At 61.7% G+C, this 15,462-nt stretch carries 20 protein-coding genes and 1 pseudogene; 5 read left to right on the top strand and 16 right to left on the bottom strand.

All coding sequences use genetic code 11. From position 1 onward, the window contains the following. The 4 genes from IB265_RS15830 to IB265_RS15815 all read right to left on the bottom strand — a co-directional run. A partial coding sequence (locus IB265_RS15830; protein ID WP_192494909.1) for an amidohydrolase family protein occupies nt 1-896 on the bottom strand: 896 nt, incomplete at its 3' end. A 547-nt stretch (nt 897-1,443) separates the two neighbouring features. Beyond that, entirely contained in the window at nt 1,444-2,322 is an 879-nt protein-coding gene (locus IB265_RS15825; RefSeq protein ID WP_246805952.1) for an AraC family transcriptional regulator, read from the bottom strand. 63 nt (nt 2,323-2,385) lie between these two features. Next, a complete protein-coding gene (locus IB265_RS15820) occupies nt 2,386-3,171 on the bottom strand; it encodes an AraC family transcriptional regulator (RefSeq protein ID WP_156414605.1) in 786 nt (261 codons plus the stop codon). A gap of 139 nt (nt 3,172-3,310) precedes the next feature. Next, nucleotides 3,311-4,204, bottom strand: coding sequence for a LysR family transcriptional regulator (locus IB265_RS15815; RefSeq protein WP_112996901.1), 894 nt, complete (start codon nt 4,202-4,204; stop codon nt 3,311-3,313). Between the two features lie 99 nt (nt 4,205-4,303). Here IB265_RS15815 and IB265_RS15810 point away from each other — a divergent pair, with 99 nt between their 5' ends. Further along, on the top strand, nt 4,304-4,765 hold the full coding sequence (locus IB265_RS15810) for a cupin domain-containing protein (RefSeq protein ID WP_057249264.1): 462 nt from the start codon (nt 4,304-4,306) through the stop codon (nt 4,763-4,765). Between the two features lie 101 nt (nt 4,766-4,866). Next, nucleotides 4,867-5,682: an arylamine N-acetyltransferase gene (locus IB265_RS15805; protein WP_244495564.1), complete on the top strand. Its 816-nt coding sequence runs from the start codon at nt 4,867-4,869 to the stop codon at nt 5,680-5,682. Nucleotides 5,683-5,790: 108 nt separating this feature from the next. On the opposite strand, the gene alkB is transcribed toward IB265_RS15805, so the two are convergent. From alkB to IB265_RS15780, 5 genes and pseudogenes are all read right to left on the bottom strand, one after another. Next, the gene (gene alkB, locus IB265_RS15800; RefSeq protein WP_192494908.1) at nt 5,791-6,441 is read right to left on the bottom strand and encodes a DNA oxidative demethylase AlkB; all 651 of its coding nucleotides are present in this window, start codon (nt 6,439-6,441) and stop codon (nt 5,791-5,793) included. An 8-nt stretch (nt 6,442-6,449) separates the two neighbouring features. Continuing rightward, on the bottom strand, nt 6,450-7,070 hold the full coding sequence (locus IB265_RS15795) for a hypothetical protein (RefSeq protein WP_192494907.1): 621 nt from the start codon (nt 7,068-7,070) through the stop codon (nt 6,450-6,452). 22 nt (nt 7,071-7,092) lie between these two features. Next, nucleotides 7,093-7,590 carry a DNA-3-methyladenine glycosylase gene (locus IB265_RS15790; RefSeq protein WP_192494917.1) on the bottom strand — a complete coding sequence of 166 codons (498 nt, stop codon included), beginning with the start codon at nt 7,588-7,590 and terminating at the stop codon, nt 7,093-7,095. Between the two features lie 210 nt (nt 7,591-7,800). Further along, nucleotides 7,801-8,890: pseudogene (ada, locus tag IB265_RS15785) on the bottom strand (bifunctional DNA-binding transcriptional regulator/O6-methylguanine-DNA methyltransferase Ada). 257 nt (nt 8,891-9,147) lie between these two features. Then, nucleotides 9,148-9,597 carry an ester cyclase gene (locus tag IB265_RS15780; protein WP_192494906.1) on the bottom strand — a complete coding sequence of 150 codons (450 nt, stop codon included), beginning with the start codon at nt 9,595-9,597 and terminating at the stop codon, nt 9,148-9,150. Nucleotides 9,598-9,650: 53 nt separating this feature from the next. Here IB265_RS15780 and IB265_RS36510 point away from each other — a divergent pair, with 53 nt between their 5' ends. After that, the gene (locus IB265_RS36510) at nt 9,651-9,830 is read left to right on the top strand and encodes a hypothetical protein (protein ID WP_210334506.1); all 180 of its coding nucleotides are present in this window, start codon (nt 9,651-9,653) and stop codon (nt 9,828-9,830) included. 4 nt (nt 9,831-9,834) lie between these two features. Here IB265_RS36510 and IB265_RS15775 read toward each other — a convergent pair whose 3' ends face one another. Next, nucleotides 9,835-10,329, bottom strand: a complete 495-nt coding sequence (locus IB265_RS15775; protein WP_192494905.1) for a DUF6428 family protein — start codon at nt 10,327-10,329, stop codon at nt 9,835-9,837. Nucleotides 10,330-10,372: 43 nt separating this feature from the next. Here IB265_RS15775 and IB265_RS15770 point away from each other — a divergent pair, with 43 nt between their 5' ends. Together IB265_RS15770 and arsK are read left to right on the top strand one after the other, a co-directional pair. Continuing rightward, nucleotides 10,373-10,714, top strand: coding sequence for a helix-turn-helix transcriptional regulator (locus tag IB265_RS15770; RefSeq protein WP_192494904.1), 342 nt, complete (start codon nt 10,373-10,375; stop codon nt 10,712-10,714). Between the two features lie 19 nt (nt 10,715-10,733). Beyond that, nucleotides 10,734-11,936, top strand: a complete 1,203-nt coding sequence (gene arsK / locus IB265_RS15765) for an arsenite efflux MFS transporter ArsK (protein ID WP_192494903.1) — start codon at nt 10,734-10,736, stop codon at nt 11,934-11,936. Here the strand turns inward: arsK and arsH are convergent, their stop codons facing one another. From arsH to IB265_RS15735, 6 genes are read right to left on the bottom strand one after another with little or no spacing between them, the layout of a single operon-like run. Then, complete coding sequence (arsH, locus tag IB265_RS15760) at nt 11,937-12,665, bottom strand: arsenical resistance protein ArsH (RefSeq protein ID WP_309140357.1); 729 nt, start codon at nt 12,663-12,665, stop codon at nt 11,937-11,939. It lies immediately after the preceding gene. Further along, nucleotides 12,640-13,062, bottom strand: coding sequence for an arsenate reductase (glutaredoxin) (arsC, locus tag IB265_RS15755; protein ID WP_112948620.1), 423 nt, complete (start codon nt 13,060-13,062; stop codon nt 12,640-12,642). Before arsC ends, arsH begins: the two co-directional genes overlap by 26 nt. A 2-nt stretch (nt 13,063-13,064) precedes the next feature. Beyond that, complete coding sequence (arsB, locus tag IB265_RS15750) at nt 13,065-14,123, bottom strand: ACR3 family arsenite efflux transporter (protein ID WP_192494901.1); 1,059 nt, start codon at nt 14,121-14,123, stop codon at nt 13,065-13,067. Beyond that, a complete protein-coding gene (locus IB265_RS15745; protein WP_192494900.1) occupies nt 14,110-14,649 on the bottom strand; it encodes an arsenate reductase ArsC in 540 nt (179 codons plus the stop codon). Before IB265_RS15745 ends, arsB begins: the two co-directional genes overlap by 14 nt. Nucleotides 14,650-14,664: 15 nt before the next feature. Next, nucleotides 14,665-15,105 (bottom strand): arsenic resistance N-acetyltransferase ArsN2, encoded by a 441-nt coding sequence (gene arsN2 / locus IB265_RS15740; protein ID WP_057249247.1) that lies wholly within the window; start codon nt 15,103-15,105, stop codon nt 14,665-14,667. After that, nucleotides 15,102-15,455 (bottom strand): helix-turn-helix transcriptional regulator, encoded by a 354-nt coding sequence (locus tag IB265_RS15735; RefSeq protein WP_110881662.1) that lies wholly within the window; start codon nt 15,453-15,455, stop codon nt 15,102-15,104. Before IB265_RS15735 ends, arsN2 begins: the two co-directional genes overlap by 4 nt. Nucleotides 15,456-15,462 lie beyond the last annotated feature (7 nt).

Below are 15,462 nucleotides of genomic sequence, written 5' to 3'. Positions count from 1 at the left end.
GGCTTCTGGGTGAAGAGATTGTAGGCCAGGCGAACGGTCAGCTGATCGTCGTCCGACAGCTTCTGGATGACGGCATAGTCGTCCGGATAGTTCTGGAAGCCGCCGCCGGCGTCGATGACGCTGGTGACGCCGAGCCGGTTGAGCTCGCGCATGAAGTGGCGGGTGGAGTTGACCTGGTAGTCGAAGGGCAGTTTCGGTCCCTTGGCCAAGGTCGAATAGAGGATGCCGGCATTGGGCTTGGCCAGGAGCAGCCCGGTCGGGTTGCCGTTGGCATCACGGGTGATCTCGCCGCCCGGCGGGTTGGGCGTGTCCTTGCCATAGCCGACCGCCCTGAGGGCGGCGCCGTTCAAGAGCGCCCGGTCATAGAGATGCAGCAGGAACACCGGCGTATCCGGGGCGACCGCATTGATCTCGTCGATCGTCGGCAGCCGCTTTTCGGCAAACTGGTGTTCGGTAAAGCCGCCGACGACCCGCACCCATTGCGGCGCCGGGGTGATCGCCACCTGGCGCTTCAGCATCGCCATCGCATCGGCGAGCGACCGCACGCCGTCCCAGCGCAGTTCCATGTTGAAGTTGAGGCCGCCGCGCACGACGTGGGTATGGTTGTCGTTGAGGCCCGGCAGCACGCGTTTGCCCTTGAGGTCGATCACCCGGGTGCCCGGGCCGGCCAGCGCCATGATCGTCCGGTCGTCGCCGACGGCCAGGAACTTTCCGTCCTTGATGGCAACCGCGCTTGCCGTCGGGTTGCTGCGGTCGAGCGTGGTGACAAGGCCGTTGTGCAGGATCAGGTCGGGCGTCATCGAGGTGTCTCCAGTCTGTTGGGCGTGTGTCGCGGTTGCCCTGCCCAAGGCTAGGGCGGCGGCGGTTGCACCGAGAAAATTGCGCCGTGTAGGCATTATACGGGTTTCCTATCTATGGAGTTGCTGCCCGGCGTCCAATACCTGCGCTTGACGTGGTCGCGGAGCCCAGAAGGAAAATGGCAGGATCGACATGCCGCCGCGCAGCAGATGACGGCGCCAATGTCAGGGGAAAGGAGCGGGTAAAAACCTGCGAAGGGGGGCGCCAAGCTGCCGGCAAGGTCACTCGATCAACGAACTGGCTGTCGAGTGGGCGGACGGCGCTAAGATAGGTGAGATCAGAAGGCTGCGGGACGGCGGCGTGGCTGCCAGGATCATCGGCTTCTCCCAGATCAGTTGCCGGTTGCGGGGCTGTTTCTCCAATATTGCGTTTATTCCACTGCAGTTTCTTGTCGGGAATGTCTGCCTTTTGAAGATTCTCACGTTTAAGCAGCGAAATCTAACTCTGTGGACGTCCGGACGTTTTTCCCTGAACTTATCGCCGGTTGCGCCGCCAAGGTTGAGCCGGGGGCGGAGGCTTGTTCGTCGTGTTTATCTTACAAGGCGTCCGTTCCATGCAGCCAACGGTCGCTCCCGTTTGGCCGATTCAGGTGCGCCGGTCACGCCGGAAACGAGCGGGCGTGATGCCCGCTATCAGGGAAAAGCTTCTGGTCAGATGGCTTTGGTCGGCGAAGCCACAGCGAATGGCGATTTCGGCGATTGGCATATCCTGGAGCAGCAATTCCTTGGCGCGGGCGATGCGGTATTCGGTGAGCCAGCGTAGTGGTGTGCGGCCGAAGCTCGCCTTGAAGGCTTGTATAAAGTAGCTCCGAGACAGCTCGCAGCTTTTTGCGAGCTCCATCATCGATAGGTTTCCGTCGAGCTGCGCGGCCAGGTACTCCAGCGCGCGCTTTTCCTGCCAGGGAGCCAGCGTGCCCTTGCGCTCGCCCGGAAAATACAGCCCGCCGTATTTCTGCACGAGATGTGTCATGATGGCGAGCGTGACTTGATCGATGAATAGCCGACTGGCCTGTTTTGGCCGCTCCAGCGCGGGCAGCAGCGCGTGGGCGAGGCCGAGAATGACGGTGTCGACTGTACCAGGAGGGCATTCGAAGCCCATGAGGTCGGGCCGCCCGATTTCGGTGGCGAAGTCGCGCACATGCCGAAAGGGAATCCGGAAGCGCACGTTGTCGAAGGGCGATAGATGATGGCAGCGCCATTCCTCGCGCAGGTCCGTGATGGCAAGCGCCCCCTCGGGGTGGCCGCCTTCGAAAATCAGCGACTTACCACGCCAAAGCCGATGTAACCGAAAGTCGCGCAATTGCGTGATAATGCTAAAGGCGTCCTCGCGCACGTTGGCCGGGCTTGGTGCCAAGTCTTCCCGATCGGACTTCAATCGCATTATGGAGATGGGAGACGCATCGACGATCGATCGGCGTATGGCGTCCGGCTCCTGGGTCTTTTCTGGGGCGGACTCCCTGTACATCGTGCACTCCCAACTAACTGGCGAACGAAAGATTGCCCAACTCTCTTCGTTGAAGCAATTGGACTAATGGAGGCCTCGTCGCCGCCAAACTGAAGGCGTAACGCCAGTTTCACTGACAAATACCCTCTCAAAATGTCCGAGGTCGTCGAAATCGCACGCATGCGCAATGTCCTCCAGCGAGAGGGCATGGTCGGCAAGGTGTGATTTCGCCCTGCCGATCTGCGCGGCGATTGGCCGTAGCGTGGTTCCGGGTTCTTCCCGCATAAGAGCCCCTTGCGCCTTGCCAACGCTTTCCTCGATCGGCTCGCCATACCGGTGCAGGAGGTGGGCGCAGATGGCGACCGCTACGGGTCGCAGAGGCGCCGGCGCCGTTCCGGTGCCGGCAAAAAATGCAAGCAGCGCGGTACCGAGATTGCGAAGCACTGAATCCGGTTCGCCGCGACGGCAGATCAGGCGTCGTCGCCCGATTTCCGGCGATAGTTCCGCAGTCTCGTTGAAAAGGGCCTTGGGCAGCACAAAGGCGAGCGAGCGCAGCCGACTGTTGAGGCGAATGCCCGCCCCGTCCGCGAGATCCACGAGGCAGATCGTACCGCGCGCGAAGTGGCGAACCTCAGTACAGGAGCCATCCGCCCGAATGTCGGCGTGTTCGGCGTCCTCCAGGTAGAGCATGAGGAAATAGGACTGGGAGGCAGGGAGCCGAACGTCGTTTGCCTCATCGGCCCTGGGTTCGCGGCAAATGCTGGTCACGGAAAAGGTCGCGGCGCGGATTGGAACAGTGCTCAAGCATGGGGCCTCTGGCGTCCCGAAGCAGACGCCTACGCATGCCATGTCTTTGCTATCGAAGTTCAACGACAATCCCTGGGCGATATCTGAGGAATGACCTTGTAAATGCAGGTTCTGCCCCTCGACTGTATTCCAGGCTGTGCCAAGGTGCAACGCGAAGACCCATCGAACTCGCGTTCAACGGGAATTGTCGAGATCACCTCTTCTACGTCCGCAGTTTGCCTGCCAGGAACGAGACGAAGCGTCGGACCTTGACCGCGATATGGCGGTTGGCCGGATAGACCGCCTGCAGCTGTAACGTACTGATATGCCAATCGGGGAGAAGCTGTACCAACCGGCCCTGCCTGAGGTCTTCGCCAACGATAAAGTCGGGCAGGAGGACGATACCGACTCCCAGCAAGGCGGCGTCACGAAGACCAAGGCTGTGATTTAGTTCCAGCCGCGGCACGATCGGAATGCGGAACTCCTCATCGTTCCTCCTGAACGGCCAGATCCGCCCCCACCGCAATTCGGCGAAGTGGAGGCAGAAGTGGTTTGCCAGGTCGTGCGGCGTCTTCGGTGCGCCGTGTTCGGCCAGATAGGCGGGTGACGCGGAAATCACGAGGGACGATGTCGCCAGCTGCCGAGTGATGAGATTGATGTCGACTTCGAGGCGCCCTCGAATTGCAAGGTCGAAGCCATCCTCGACCAGGTTTACGGCCCGATGCGACAGGTCCAGTTCGATGGACACGGCCGGGTTGAGCTTCAGGAACTCCGAAACTGCCGGCACGATCACCAGATGCCCGAGATCGGGCGGCGCCGACACCCGCAATCGTCCGACGGCTTCCTTCTGGAACGAGGTCGCCGTCCGCTCCGCCTCCCTTATCTGCGGAAGGATACCCGAAAGGGCTTCGCGGTAAGCGGCGCCCGCCTCGGTAAGAACGACCTTGCGTGTCGATCTCTGAAAGAGGCGGATGCCGAGGCGATCCTCGAGCTGCCTGACCTGGGCTCCCACCGTCGCGCGCGACATGCCCAGTTCGTCCGCAGCCTTGGTAAAGCTGAGATGGGTGGAAACCGTCAGAAAGGCGGCAATCCCGTCAAGCGGATCGAGCGATTTCATGAGCGCGATTATCCGTTCAATGATGTCAAGTCATCGCTCTTATCATGAGACGAAGCACAAAGTAATCGATGGGTGTCCTCAAGCAGAAGGAGACCCGACATGAAGACATTCACTTACGCGGCGGTATCACCGCCGGGACATGGAATGCCGGCAGCGGCGTTCGGCAAACACGTGATACGGATGATGGCCGACAATACAGGCGGTGCGCTGGGCATGCTCGAGGCCATCGTGCCGCCCGGGGAGGGCCCGCCGCTTCATGTGCACGAGCGCGAGGATGAGTTCTTCCGTGTCCTGTCCGGTTGCTTCGGTTTCTGGTGTGGTAGCGATTATGTCGAGCTCGCCGAGGGAGGCTGCATCGCGCTGCCGCGCGGCGTGCCGCATCGCTTCCGGAACATCGGGGAGACGGAAGGCTGCCTCATGGTCGTCGTGACGCCGGGCGGGTTCGAGAACTTCTTTCCGATCATCGACCTCTGCAAGCCCGAAACGCCCGAGGAGATCGCCTCCATCGCAGCGGATTTCGGCCTGACTTTCCTGCCTGAAGGCAGGCGCAAGGTCGCCTGATCCGGCGGCAGACCGCCCCAAACACAGTGCCGAGAAAACTCGACAACGGTCCATCGAAAGGAGACCGAAGGATGACACACGCGCCTTCACACGAAATCGGAATGAGCCTGACCGCCGGCCAGTTGGACGCCTATCTCGCAAGGATCCGGGTCGACCGGCCAATTTCTCTCGACCTTCAAGGCCTGTCGAAACTTCACCGCGCTCACCTCATGACCTTCACCTGGGAGGCGCTGGATGCCTTCATGGGATGGCCGTGCTCGATCTCCCCGGCATCCGCCTTCGCGAAGATGGTGGAGGGCAGGCGCGGCGGCTGGTGTTACGAGATGAACGGTCTCTTCGGCGCAGCACTTGACGCGCTCGGTTTCCGGGTAACCCGTCTTTGCGGCGCCGTCGACCGCAAAAAACTGGGCAATATCGCCATCGGCAATCATCTGACCCTGCGGGTTAATCTCGACCGCCCCTATCTTGCCGAGGTCGGCGTGGCCGACGCCATCGTCGAACCCGTGCCGATTGCTGTCGGACCGTTCAGCCAGCGCGGTTTCGATTTTTCGATCATGCCGGCGGAGGACGGCTGGTTGCGCTTCAACAACCATGTACACGGCATCGCACACAGCTTCGATTTCCGTGCCGATTACAGCTGCGAGGCCGCCATGGCCGCCACGCATTCGTGGCTGATGCGGGACCCCGGGTCGCCATTCACAAACGCGCTTGCAGTGCTGCGTCATACCGCGGACGGTTATGTCGCCCTACAGAATGATCGCTTGCGCACGGTCACGCCGGGCAGCGTTCGCGAACATCGCATCACAAGCGCGGACCATCTCGCGGACACGTTTGAGACCGTTTTCGACCTTGAGATTCCCAGGCCCGAGCGGATCTGGGACAAGGTCCAGGCGATTGGCCGCGACAAGGCGGCCTAAAGGCGCGGCAACCCGGCCGACGCCGCTGCTGCTGCAATATGTTGCCGGCGACTTCAACTGCCTTCACCAGGAACTCCGATTGTTGTCATCAAACTGAAGAAAGATGAGCTATAGCGCTGCCCGGAAAGTGAGATTGATGCGCATCCGTCCGACAGTCTCATGGACGCCATCCTTCAATTCGGCCACGCCGTGATAGAAGAGCCGCGACGGGCCGCCCCAGACCGCCACGTCGCCATGCCGCAGCGCATACTTCTTCACAGGATCATTCCGCTTCAGGCCTCCGAACTGGAAAGTCGCCGGCAGGCCGAGCGAGACCGACACGATCGGATTGGCGAAGTCGCGTTCGTTTCTGTCCTGGTGCAGCGAGAGGCGGGCGCCCGGCTGGTAGCGGTTGATCAGGCAGGCGTCAGGGCGGAAGTCCGGATAGCCCGCCCGTGTCGCCGCCTCCACAGCCAGATCGAGGAAGCATTCCGGCATGGCCGGCCAGGGACGGCCTGTTTCCGGATCGTTGCGATCGTATCGATAGCCGGTGCGATCCGTGACCCAGCCGGCCGTGCCGCAATTCGTCATCGCCACCGACATGGTGAAGCCGCCCGGTGTGACCATATGTCGGAATGGCGACTTGCTGGTGATGTGGCCGAGCGCGGCGAGCAGATCCTTTTCAAAGGGAAGTGCTACGCCGCGAAGCAGCATGGCACCCTCCGCCATGATCTCGGTTGCGGGATCGGCAGGGGCAAGCATATCAAACAGATCGGGCATCTTCGGGCCTATTGCGTGTTGATCGACGCGTGAAAGACGGGCGAGTAGCCCGCAAGGAGCGCCATGACCGTCGATGGTGGTGTCAGGAGCCAATCGGCGTCGTTGAGGATTTCGGGCCTGTCGTAGCCGTCATTGGTCCAGCGATGCGCCCGGCCGGCGCGCAGCGTGTAAGCCTCATCCTTGGCCACGACGACCGCGCCGTCGGGCAGGTCGGTCACCGGAAGGGCGATCGGATGCAAGCGCTTGCGGCCGCGATCGAGGCGCTCGGCATGCAGGACGGAATCCATATGCGTAGCCGAAGGAGGCGCCTCTTTCTTCGCCGACGCCCAGCAGGCCCGGAAGCGTTCCGCGGCTTCGCGCCGGCAGAGGAAGCAGGGACGATGGCCGGCGGCGAACGCCACGGCCTCGTCGAGGAAAAACAGCTCCGTCCAGCTCCGGCGCGCCATCACGTCCCGGCGCCAACCCTTGAATTCGCAGGCGCAGACGAGCCAGGTCTTTGTTGCCCAGCGCCTGGCCAGCAATGTCTTCGTTGCCGGATCGTGGATGATGCCGCGATTGCCGGTAAACAGCCCGCGCTGAGTAACGGCGACGATATCACCGAAGGGCGTGACGCGGTTTTGAAGGGGCATGATGTACTTTCCGGAGCCGTATTTACTTCAATGCGTTTCCGCGCTCACGCGGGATGCGCCACAGATACCAGGCCGCGACCGTGCGATGGGGCGACCAGGCCTTCGAGAGCTCGCGCAACTGTTTCGGTTTCGGTTGTTCGGGCAGCGATTTGAGGACGCGGTAGCCTTCGCGGACACCGAAGTCGTCGACGGGCAGGATATCCATCCGCTCCAGAGAATACATCAGCAGCATCTCGACCGTCCAACGGCCGATTCCCTTGATGCCGACCATGCGGTCGATCACCGCCTCGTCCTCCATCGTGGCGGCGATGTCGCGGGTGGGGATCAGGCCATCCGAGGTTCCCTGGGCGATCGCCTTGATGGTGGCGATCTTGCTGGCTGAGAAGCCGCAGGTCCGAAGCTGGTTGAACTCGGCCTCGATGAGGTCTTCCGGACTTGGAAAATCGCGGTCATCGAAGAGCCCCTTGAGGCGTCCAATGATGGCATCGCCAGCTTTGGCCGTCAGCTGCTGGTAGGCAATCGCGCGAACGAGCGCCTCGTATGGTTCGCGGGCGGCCTTGGGATCGTGCCGGCACGGTCGTCGTCATGGCTGGAGAGGAAGGCGACAGATTCATCGTAGCGAGAGGGTAAATTCATAAGGACGCCTTGCATTCGTCGGCGACCGCGAAGCGCGGCCGGTTCCAGATGGTCAGGATGTGGCCGCGGCGGAGCGGCGGTTGCGGCCGTGACGTCATGCGGTCTGAGACGCTTCCCGATCGAGCAGCGCGCGCTTGCGGTCGACACCCCAGGCATAACCGGAGAGCGCGCCGTCGTTGCGAACGACACGATGGCAGGGAATGGCGACCGCGATATTGTTTGCGGCGCATGCTCCGGCGACCGCGCGCGTGGCGCTCGGCGAGCCGATACGTCGGGCGATTTCCGAATAGGACACACGCGCGCCGACAGGGATCTCCTGCAGGGCCTGCCATACCCGGCGCTGGAACGCCGTGCCGCGGACGTCGAGCGGCAGATCGAGGCCGACGCTGGGGTTTTCGACGAAGCCACAAACGCGGGCGATCAGAGCCTCGTATTCGCGGTCCATGCCGATCAGGCATGCCTTCGGAAAACGATCCTGAAGATCGCGAACCAGCTCGTCCGGATCGTCGCCGAGCAGAATCGAGGCGACGCCCTTGGTGCTGGACGCCACGAGGATTGCGCCGAGATAGGATTGGCCGACCGCAAACTTGATCTCCTCGTTGGCGCCACCCGCACGGTACTGTGTCGGCGTCATGCCGAGCATACCGGTCGACTTTTCGTAGAAGCGGCCGCTGGAATTGAAGCCGGCGTCATACATCGCCTCGGTGACGCTCGTGCCGGTTTCGAGGCCCGCTCGCACTTTCTTCGCGCGGTGGCCGGTGGCATAGGCCTTCGGGCAGCCCCGTCGACGTCTTGAACATTCGATGGAAATAGCTCGGACTGCGGTCGACAATAGCCGCCAACTCTTCCAGCGACGGTTCCTCCTCGCTCTCTTCGATGATGCGGCAGGCCTTGGCAATTAGCGCGGCATTCTCGCATTCGAGCGAAGGGCCATCGGGGTTGCAACGTCGGCACGGACGAAAACCGGTTGCCCGTGCGCTTTCGAGCGTATCGTGCAGCGCGACGTTCTTCGGATTTGCCGCGCGTGACGGGCAGGAGGGCCGGCAATAGATGCCGGTCGTCGAAACGGCATACCAAAACTGACCGTCGGCAGACTTGTCGCGCGCTACGATCCGCGCCCAGCGGGGGTCGTCCCCCACGAAAGGTGGTGAGGTGTGAAGGGTTGGTGCGGGCCGGATGTTCATGTCCATGATCTTCTACTCGAATTTGTTCTGGCTCGATCGTGCCTCCGATCCGCGCTTGTCACACTCCGATCCTTGCTCTCGAATCGAACAAAACCCACCCGAAACTTGCGCGGGCGATCGATAGGGCGTCGGGCTTCAGGCGCACCCTCTGGTGCAGATATGAAAAGAAAATGAGGCTCGCACAGGGAGCTGTGCGAGCCTCATTTCTCTTGGCCAAGATGCGCAGCTCAAGCCAACTGACGCTATGTGGTTTTCGATCAGGCCTTCTGGATCAGCCCGAGCTGCATCATTGCGGTCAGGCCGTCGTCGAGACCATGCTCTTCGACGATCATGCCGTCGACCAGCTTCAGCACGGTCTTGCCGGTAAAGTGCATCTTGCGGCCGGTCGCCGCCGGTACGCCGCCGAGCAGGAAGTCGTCGAAAGCCGGACCCGTGTGGGTGCCGCCGCCTTCCCACTGGCCGACCACATAGTCGCCCTCGGCAATCAGATCGGCCGTGCCCCAGAAGTTGAGATCGGGGAACGCGGCGCGGAAGTCGGTCATGAACGCCTTGATGTCTTCGCGGCCGCGGCGCGGTTCGTGCAGGGAATATTGCAGGAGCATATCGGGCGCCGCGATCTCATCGATAACAGCAAGATTGACGTCCTTGCCCCAGAATTCGGTGAACCAGCGAACGACGACGGCCTTGTTGTCTTCTTCTTTGCTCATGGAAATATCCTCTTTTCAAAATCGGGCGACCATCGAAACCGCTCGATGACCTGATGAAGGGGATATTTGAGCTTGCCGGGCGCCAAACTCCGGTTCTTATCTTCGAATTGGAAACGGCACGCGAGGTGAGCGCTGGCGGTTACCGCATGGGGGAATCGGCCGTGCAGGTGATGGCCGGCGCCTCCATCAAGAGCAGAGATTGGATCATCCGACCCTTCGCGAATATGCCTTGATCCACTAGGCGCAGCACCGCTTTTCATTGGACGCGTGTTCAGCCAGCCACCGGTCTCGAGGCTTGCAGCTCGCGGGGCGGGGTGTCAACGTAACGTGGAGAGCACCGTCTTCCGCGACAGGATCGTTTGCGCAGAACAACTGCATCGGGCGGACTCCATCGCTCACTTCGAAGGTCAGCTTGGCGGAACCGTCAAGACGGACGTGCTCGGAAACCTTGCGGACAATGGCCGAAAATTTGCCGGCCGTCATATGGGTCCGCTCGCCCTCTTCGATGTCCCACAACTGCACGAAGATTTCAGACCAGGCCTCCGGGTTAGCGCCGCAATCAAGCGCGGAGAACTGGCCAGCCTTGACCTCCGTCACATGGTAGCCGGGCTTTACGGGCTTTCCGTCGCAGGCGAACACCAGTGGGAGGTCTGCGGCGTCAGCGATCCTTTCAAGCAACTCTCCGAGCGAGATGTCAGTTTTGTTGGAATGGCTATTGTCGATCCTGCTCATTTGCGTCTATCCTCGATTTCAATGGTTCAAGGATTATTGAAATATGGATGATCGTCAAGCCCTCGCGTCCTTTGCGGCACTTTCCCAGGAGACCCGGCTCGCCATCGTAAGAACGCTGGTCGTCGCCGGCCCTGAGGGCCTGGCCGCAGGCGCGATTGCGGAGCGCATGGGCGTTTCTCCATCGAACGTCTCGTTTCACCTCAAGGAACTCGAACGCTCCGGCCTCATCTCCCAGCGCCGCGAGTCGCGTTCGATCGTCTACAGCGCAAGTTATGACACGCTGGCTGACCTGGTGACGTTCCTGATGGAGGACTGCTGCGCAGGACATCCCGAAATCCGCGGCTCGGTCGAGCGATCCGCTCGTTGCTGCCCAAGAGAAGCGTAGAGCGCCGAGGAATACGTCATTGCATACGAACAAGGTTCCTGCGGGCATCGTCTCCGCTCTCGGTGTCACGCAGATTATTGGCTACGGCACTCTCTATTATGCCTTCAGCATCCTGGCGCCAGGAATGGCCAAGGACCTGGGCATCAGCCTGGAACGGGTCTTCGCCGTCTTCTCGGTCTCCCTGTTCATTGGAGGTCTTTCCGCTCCGTTCATCGGCAGACATATGGACAAGGTCGGCGCGGCGACGGTGATGACGGTTGGTTCGACCCTTGCGGCGTTCACCCTGGCGCTTTGCGCGTGGTCGCCGTCCGTAGCGCTCTTTGCCCTTGCAATCATCCTGCTGGAGGTGTCCTCCGGCATGGTCCAGTACCAGGCAGCCTTCGCGACGCTGGTCGAGAGCGAACCCCGTTCAGCCTCCCGCAGCATCACCTATCTCACACTGATCGGCGGCTTTGCTTCGACCATCTTCTGGCCGATCGCCGCGACACTGATCAGGTACCTGTCCTGGCGGGAAATCTATCTGGTGTTCGCGGCGCTCAATCTTCTCATCTGCATGCCACTTCACTACTGGATCATGCGTGCCGGAAGGGTCGGTTCCAAACTGGATGAGACAAGAACCCGCGAAGTCCTCGTCGGCGCACTTCAGCCGCAAGCGCGCCGCCGCGGGATGTTGCTGGTCTCCATTGCCTTCTCGCTTTCGGGGTTCACTCTCGCGGCAATACTCGCCCACATGGTGCCGATGCTGGGCGCGATCGGACTCGGCAGTGCGGCGGTCGTGATCGGATCGCTGTTCGGCCCGGCACAGGTCATGAGCCGCCTGATCAACATGGCCTTCGGAAAGTGCCTGTCGCCGCCCGCGCTTGCGATCGTCTCTGCGGCGCTCATGGTCCTCGGTGCGGTATTACTCGGGGTGTCGGGTGATTGGTTGCCAGGCGCGGTGGCTTTCGCCGTCTGTCTTGGCCTTGGGTCCGGAATCAACAGCATCGCTCAGGGGAGCCTGCCACTCTATCTGTTCGGGTCCGCGGGCTACGGAGCGATTACAGGAAAGATGGCTGCGGCCAGACTGGCGGTGGGTGCCGCCGCCCCCTTCGCGTTCGCCACGGCGATGGAGAATCTCGGTATCGCCGCGGCGCTGTTCGTCAATGCCATGCTTGGTACGCTCGGGATTGCTGCATTCGTCGCATTGGCTGTCTCTACGCGCAGCCCCACGAAGGCTGAGTGACTAAATCGACCTCAACGACACCCGTTTTTCAAGTTCGGCAGCGTTTTCCTTCCGCTCGCTGTAGCGGTCGGTCAGGTAGGCGGAGGCGTCCCTCGTCAGCAGCGTGAACTTGACCAGTTCCTCGCACACGTCCACGACGCGGTCGTAGTAGGAGGACGGCTTCATCCGGCCGTCGGCGTCAAACCGCTGGTAGGCCTTGGCGACGGACGACTGGTTCGGGATCGTGATCATCCGCATCCAACGGCCGAGCACGCGCATCTGGTTCAGAGCGTTGAAGGACTGGCTGCCACCAGAGACTTCCATGATCGCCAGTGTCTTTCCCTGCGTCGGTCGAATTGATCCGAGCGACAGGGGAATCCAGTCGATCTGGGCCTTCATGATGCCCGTCATCGCGCCATGGCGCTCGGGGCTGACCCAGACCTGGCCTTCCGACCATTGCGACAGCTCGCGCAGTTCCTGCACTTTCGGATGGCTGGCCGGAGCCGCGTCGGGAAGCGGTAACCCTCTTGGATCGAACATGCGCACCTCGCACCCCAAACGCTCGAGAAGTCGTCTGGCTTCGTGCGCGAGCAGCCGGCTGTACGATACCTCCCTGAGCGAGCCGTAGAGGATCAGGATGCGCGGCTTGTGCATCGAAAAGGCGGGACGCAACGCGTCGAGGTCAGGCTGGCGAAGATGCGGCGACTGCAATGCGGGAAAGGTCTCAGACAATGCGCTTTCCCTCCTGATCGAGGACCTGTTCGCCGTCTTCCTTGAAGAAGGCTCCCTTGAAGGCATCCGGCAGGATGTCGAGAACGACCTCGGAGGGGCGCGCGAGCCTTGTGCCGAGCGGCGAGACGACGAACGGCCGGTTAATGAGGATCGGGTCCTTGAGCATGGCATCGAGCAACTGGTCGTCCGTCAGCTTCGGATCGTCGAGACCCAGCTCGACGTAAGGCGTACCTTTCTCGCGGATCGCCTGCCGGACGGTCAGCCCGGCGTCGGAGATCATCCTTGCCAGTTCCTCGCGCGAAGGCGGAGACTGGAGATAATCGATGACCGTCGGTTCGATCCCGGCTGCGCGGATCATCTCCAGTGTGTTGCGGGACGTGCCGCAGGCCGGGTTATGATAGATGGTGACGTCCATTGTCATGTCCTTTCGGTAATGGTGTTCCGGGAGACGGCGGGTGCTGCCTCGTACCAGCCCTTGGTGCGGTTCACGGCCCAGACGACCGTGAGCATCACGGGAACCTCGATGAGCACGCCGACGACCGTCGCCAGCGCTGCGCCGGACTGGAAGCCGAACAGGCTGATTGCGGCCGCAACCGCGAGTTCGAAGAAATTGCTGGCCCCGATCAGTGCCGAAGGTCCGGCGACGCAATGGCGCTCGCCCGAGATCCGGTTCAAGACGTAGGCCAGCCCCGAGTTGAAATAGACCTGGATGAGGATGGGGACGGCCAGCAGGGCGATGATCGTCGGCTGCGCGATGATCTGCTCGCCCTGGAAGCCGAAGAGGAGGACGAGCGTTGCCAGCAGCGCGACAAGCGAAAGCGGCTGCAGCTTCGCCAGCATGACGTCCAGCGCCCTGGTCGTGCCGTCAGCGGTCAGACGGCCTCTCAGGACCTGCGCGATGATGACCGGGACCACGATATAGAGCACGACCGATAGAACGAGCGTGTCCCACGGTACGGTGATGGCCGACAGCCCGAGCAGGAGACCGACGATCGGCGCGAAGGCGACAACCATGATCGCATCGTTGAGCGCGACCTGGGAAAGCGTGAACAGCGGCTCGCCGCGCGTCAGATTGCTCCAGACGAACACCATCGCGGTACAGGGCGCGGCCGCAAGGATGATCAGACCTGCGATGTAGGAGTCGATCTGGTCGGCGGGCAGATAGGGACGGAACAGCCATCCGATAAACAGCCATCCCAGCAGCGCCATGGAGAACGGCTTTACCGCCCAGTTGATGAACAGGGTCACGCCGATTCCGCGCCAATAGGTGCTCACCTGCGCCAGCGAGCGGAAGTCGATCTTGATGAGCATCGGGATGATCATCAGCCAGATCAGGATGGCGACGGGCAAATTCACCTTGGCGATCTCCGCCGCGCCAATGGCCTGGAAAACACCGGGCATCAGATGGCCGAGGGCGACGCCGACGACGATGCAGAGAAAGACCCAGATGGTCAGGTAGCGTTCAAACGTCGACATTGGCGGACTTTCCCTGGCTTGCCGCCGAACCTTCCATCGCGCCGATCTGGCCGAGCTTCGTTTCGAGCGCCAGGTGATCGAAGGATGCCAGCGGGAGGCTGACGAACACCATGATCCGGTTCTTCAGGAAGCGGGCGGCTTGCGCGAAGGCGCGCTGGATTTCGACCTCCGTGCCAACAACGGCGGCCGGGTCTTTTACACCCCAATGCGCGGTCATCGGATGTCCGATCCATACCGGACAGGCTTCGCCGTGTGCGCTGTCGCAGACGGTGAAGATAAAGTCCATTTCGGGCGCACCAGGCTCGGCAAAGACGTCCCAACTCTTGGAGGAGAAGCCAGTCGCCGGATAACCAAGTGCTTGCAGTTCCTTCAGCGCATGCGGATTGATCTCGCCTTTGGGCTGGCTGCCCGCGGAGAATGCCCTGAACCGTCCGCCGCCCTCTTTGTTGAGGATGGATTCGGCGAGAATGGAACGTGCGGAATTGCCCGTGCACAGGAAAAGCACGTTGTAGGTCTTGTCGGTCATGGTCGTTGTCCGTGGTTAGGTCGGAGGATTGCTGAGTTTCATGATCGTGGCCGATGCCGGGCAAATGCCCGAAAGCTGACGGGTTGCGAGAACGGCGGGCGGCGCATCGGCTCGCTCGACCGCAACGAAACCGAGGCTTTCGAAGAACGGCGCGGCGGTCGTCGTAGCCAGGAAGACTGCCGAGCTTTCTTTGACGGCTTTCAGGGTTTCCCTGGCCAGCGATTTGCCGAATGACTTGCCACGATGCTCGGGCAAGATGACCATTGACCTGAGGAGGACCGCATCGCCGCACGTCTCAATGCCAGCGTAGCCAATTGTGCCGCCATCGGAGGAAACCGCCCTGAAGAACGAGCGTCCCGGCTCTCCGAGGTCCTCGATCGGAAGACCGGAGGCCGATAGCGCCAGCTTCAGTCCGGGATCGCTTCCCGGGATTGGCTCTAGTCTGATGTCGCTCATGACAGCTTCACCTCGGGTCCGCAGCAGGGCGTAAGTTCGGCGATCAGCGGCGCACAGAGTTCGGTCGAGCCGCCACAGCAGTCTTTCAACAGGAAGAGGGTCAGGTTTCGCAGGCCGTGCAGGTCGGCTCGATAGATGATCGAGCGGCTCTGCCGTTCGCTTGTCACGAGGCCCGCGCGCGACAGCGTTGCGAGGTGCGCCGACATGGTATTCTGCGGGACGTCGAGAAGGCGGGCAAGTTCGCCGGCAGGCACGCCATCCGGTTCGTGTCGGACGAGAAGCCGGAATGTCTCGAGCCTGGTAGACTGGGCCAGTGCGGCAAGCGCCGCTATTGCGGTGATATTATCCATTAATCCA

It is taken from the genome of Ensifer sp. ENS10 (assembly GCF_014852025.1).
GTDB lineage: Bacteria > Pseudomonadota > Alphaproteobacteria > Rhizobiales > Rhizobiaceae > Ensifer.
This window is presented reverse-complemented; position numbering and strand designations above follow the sequence as displayed.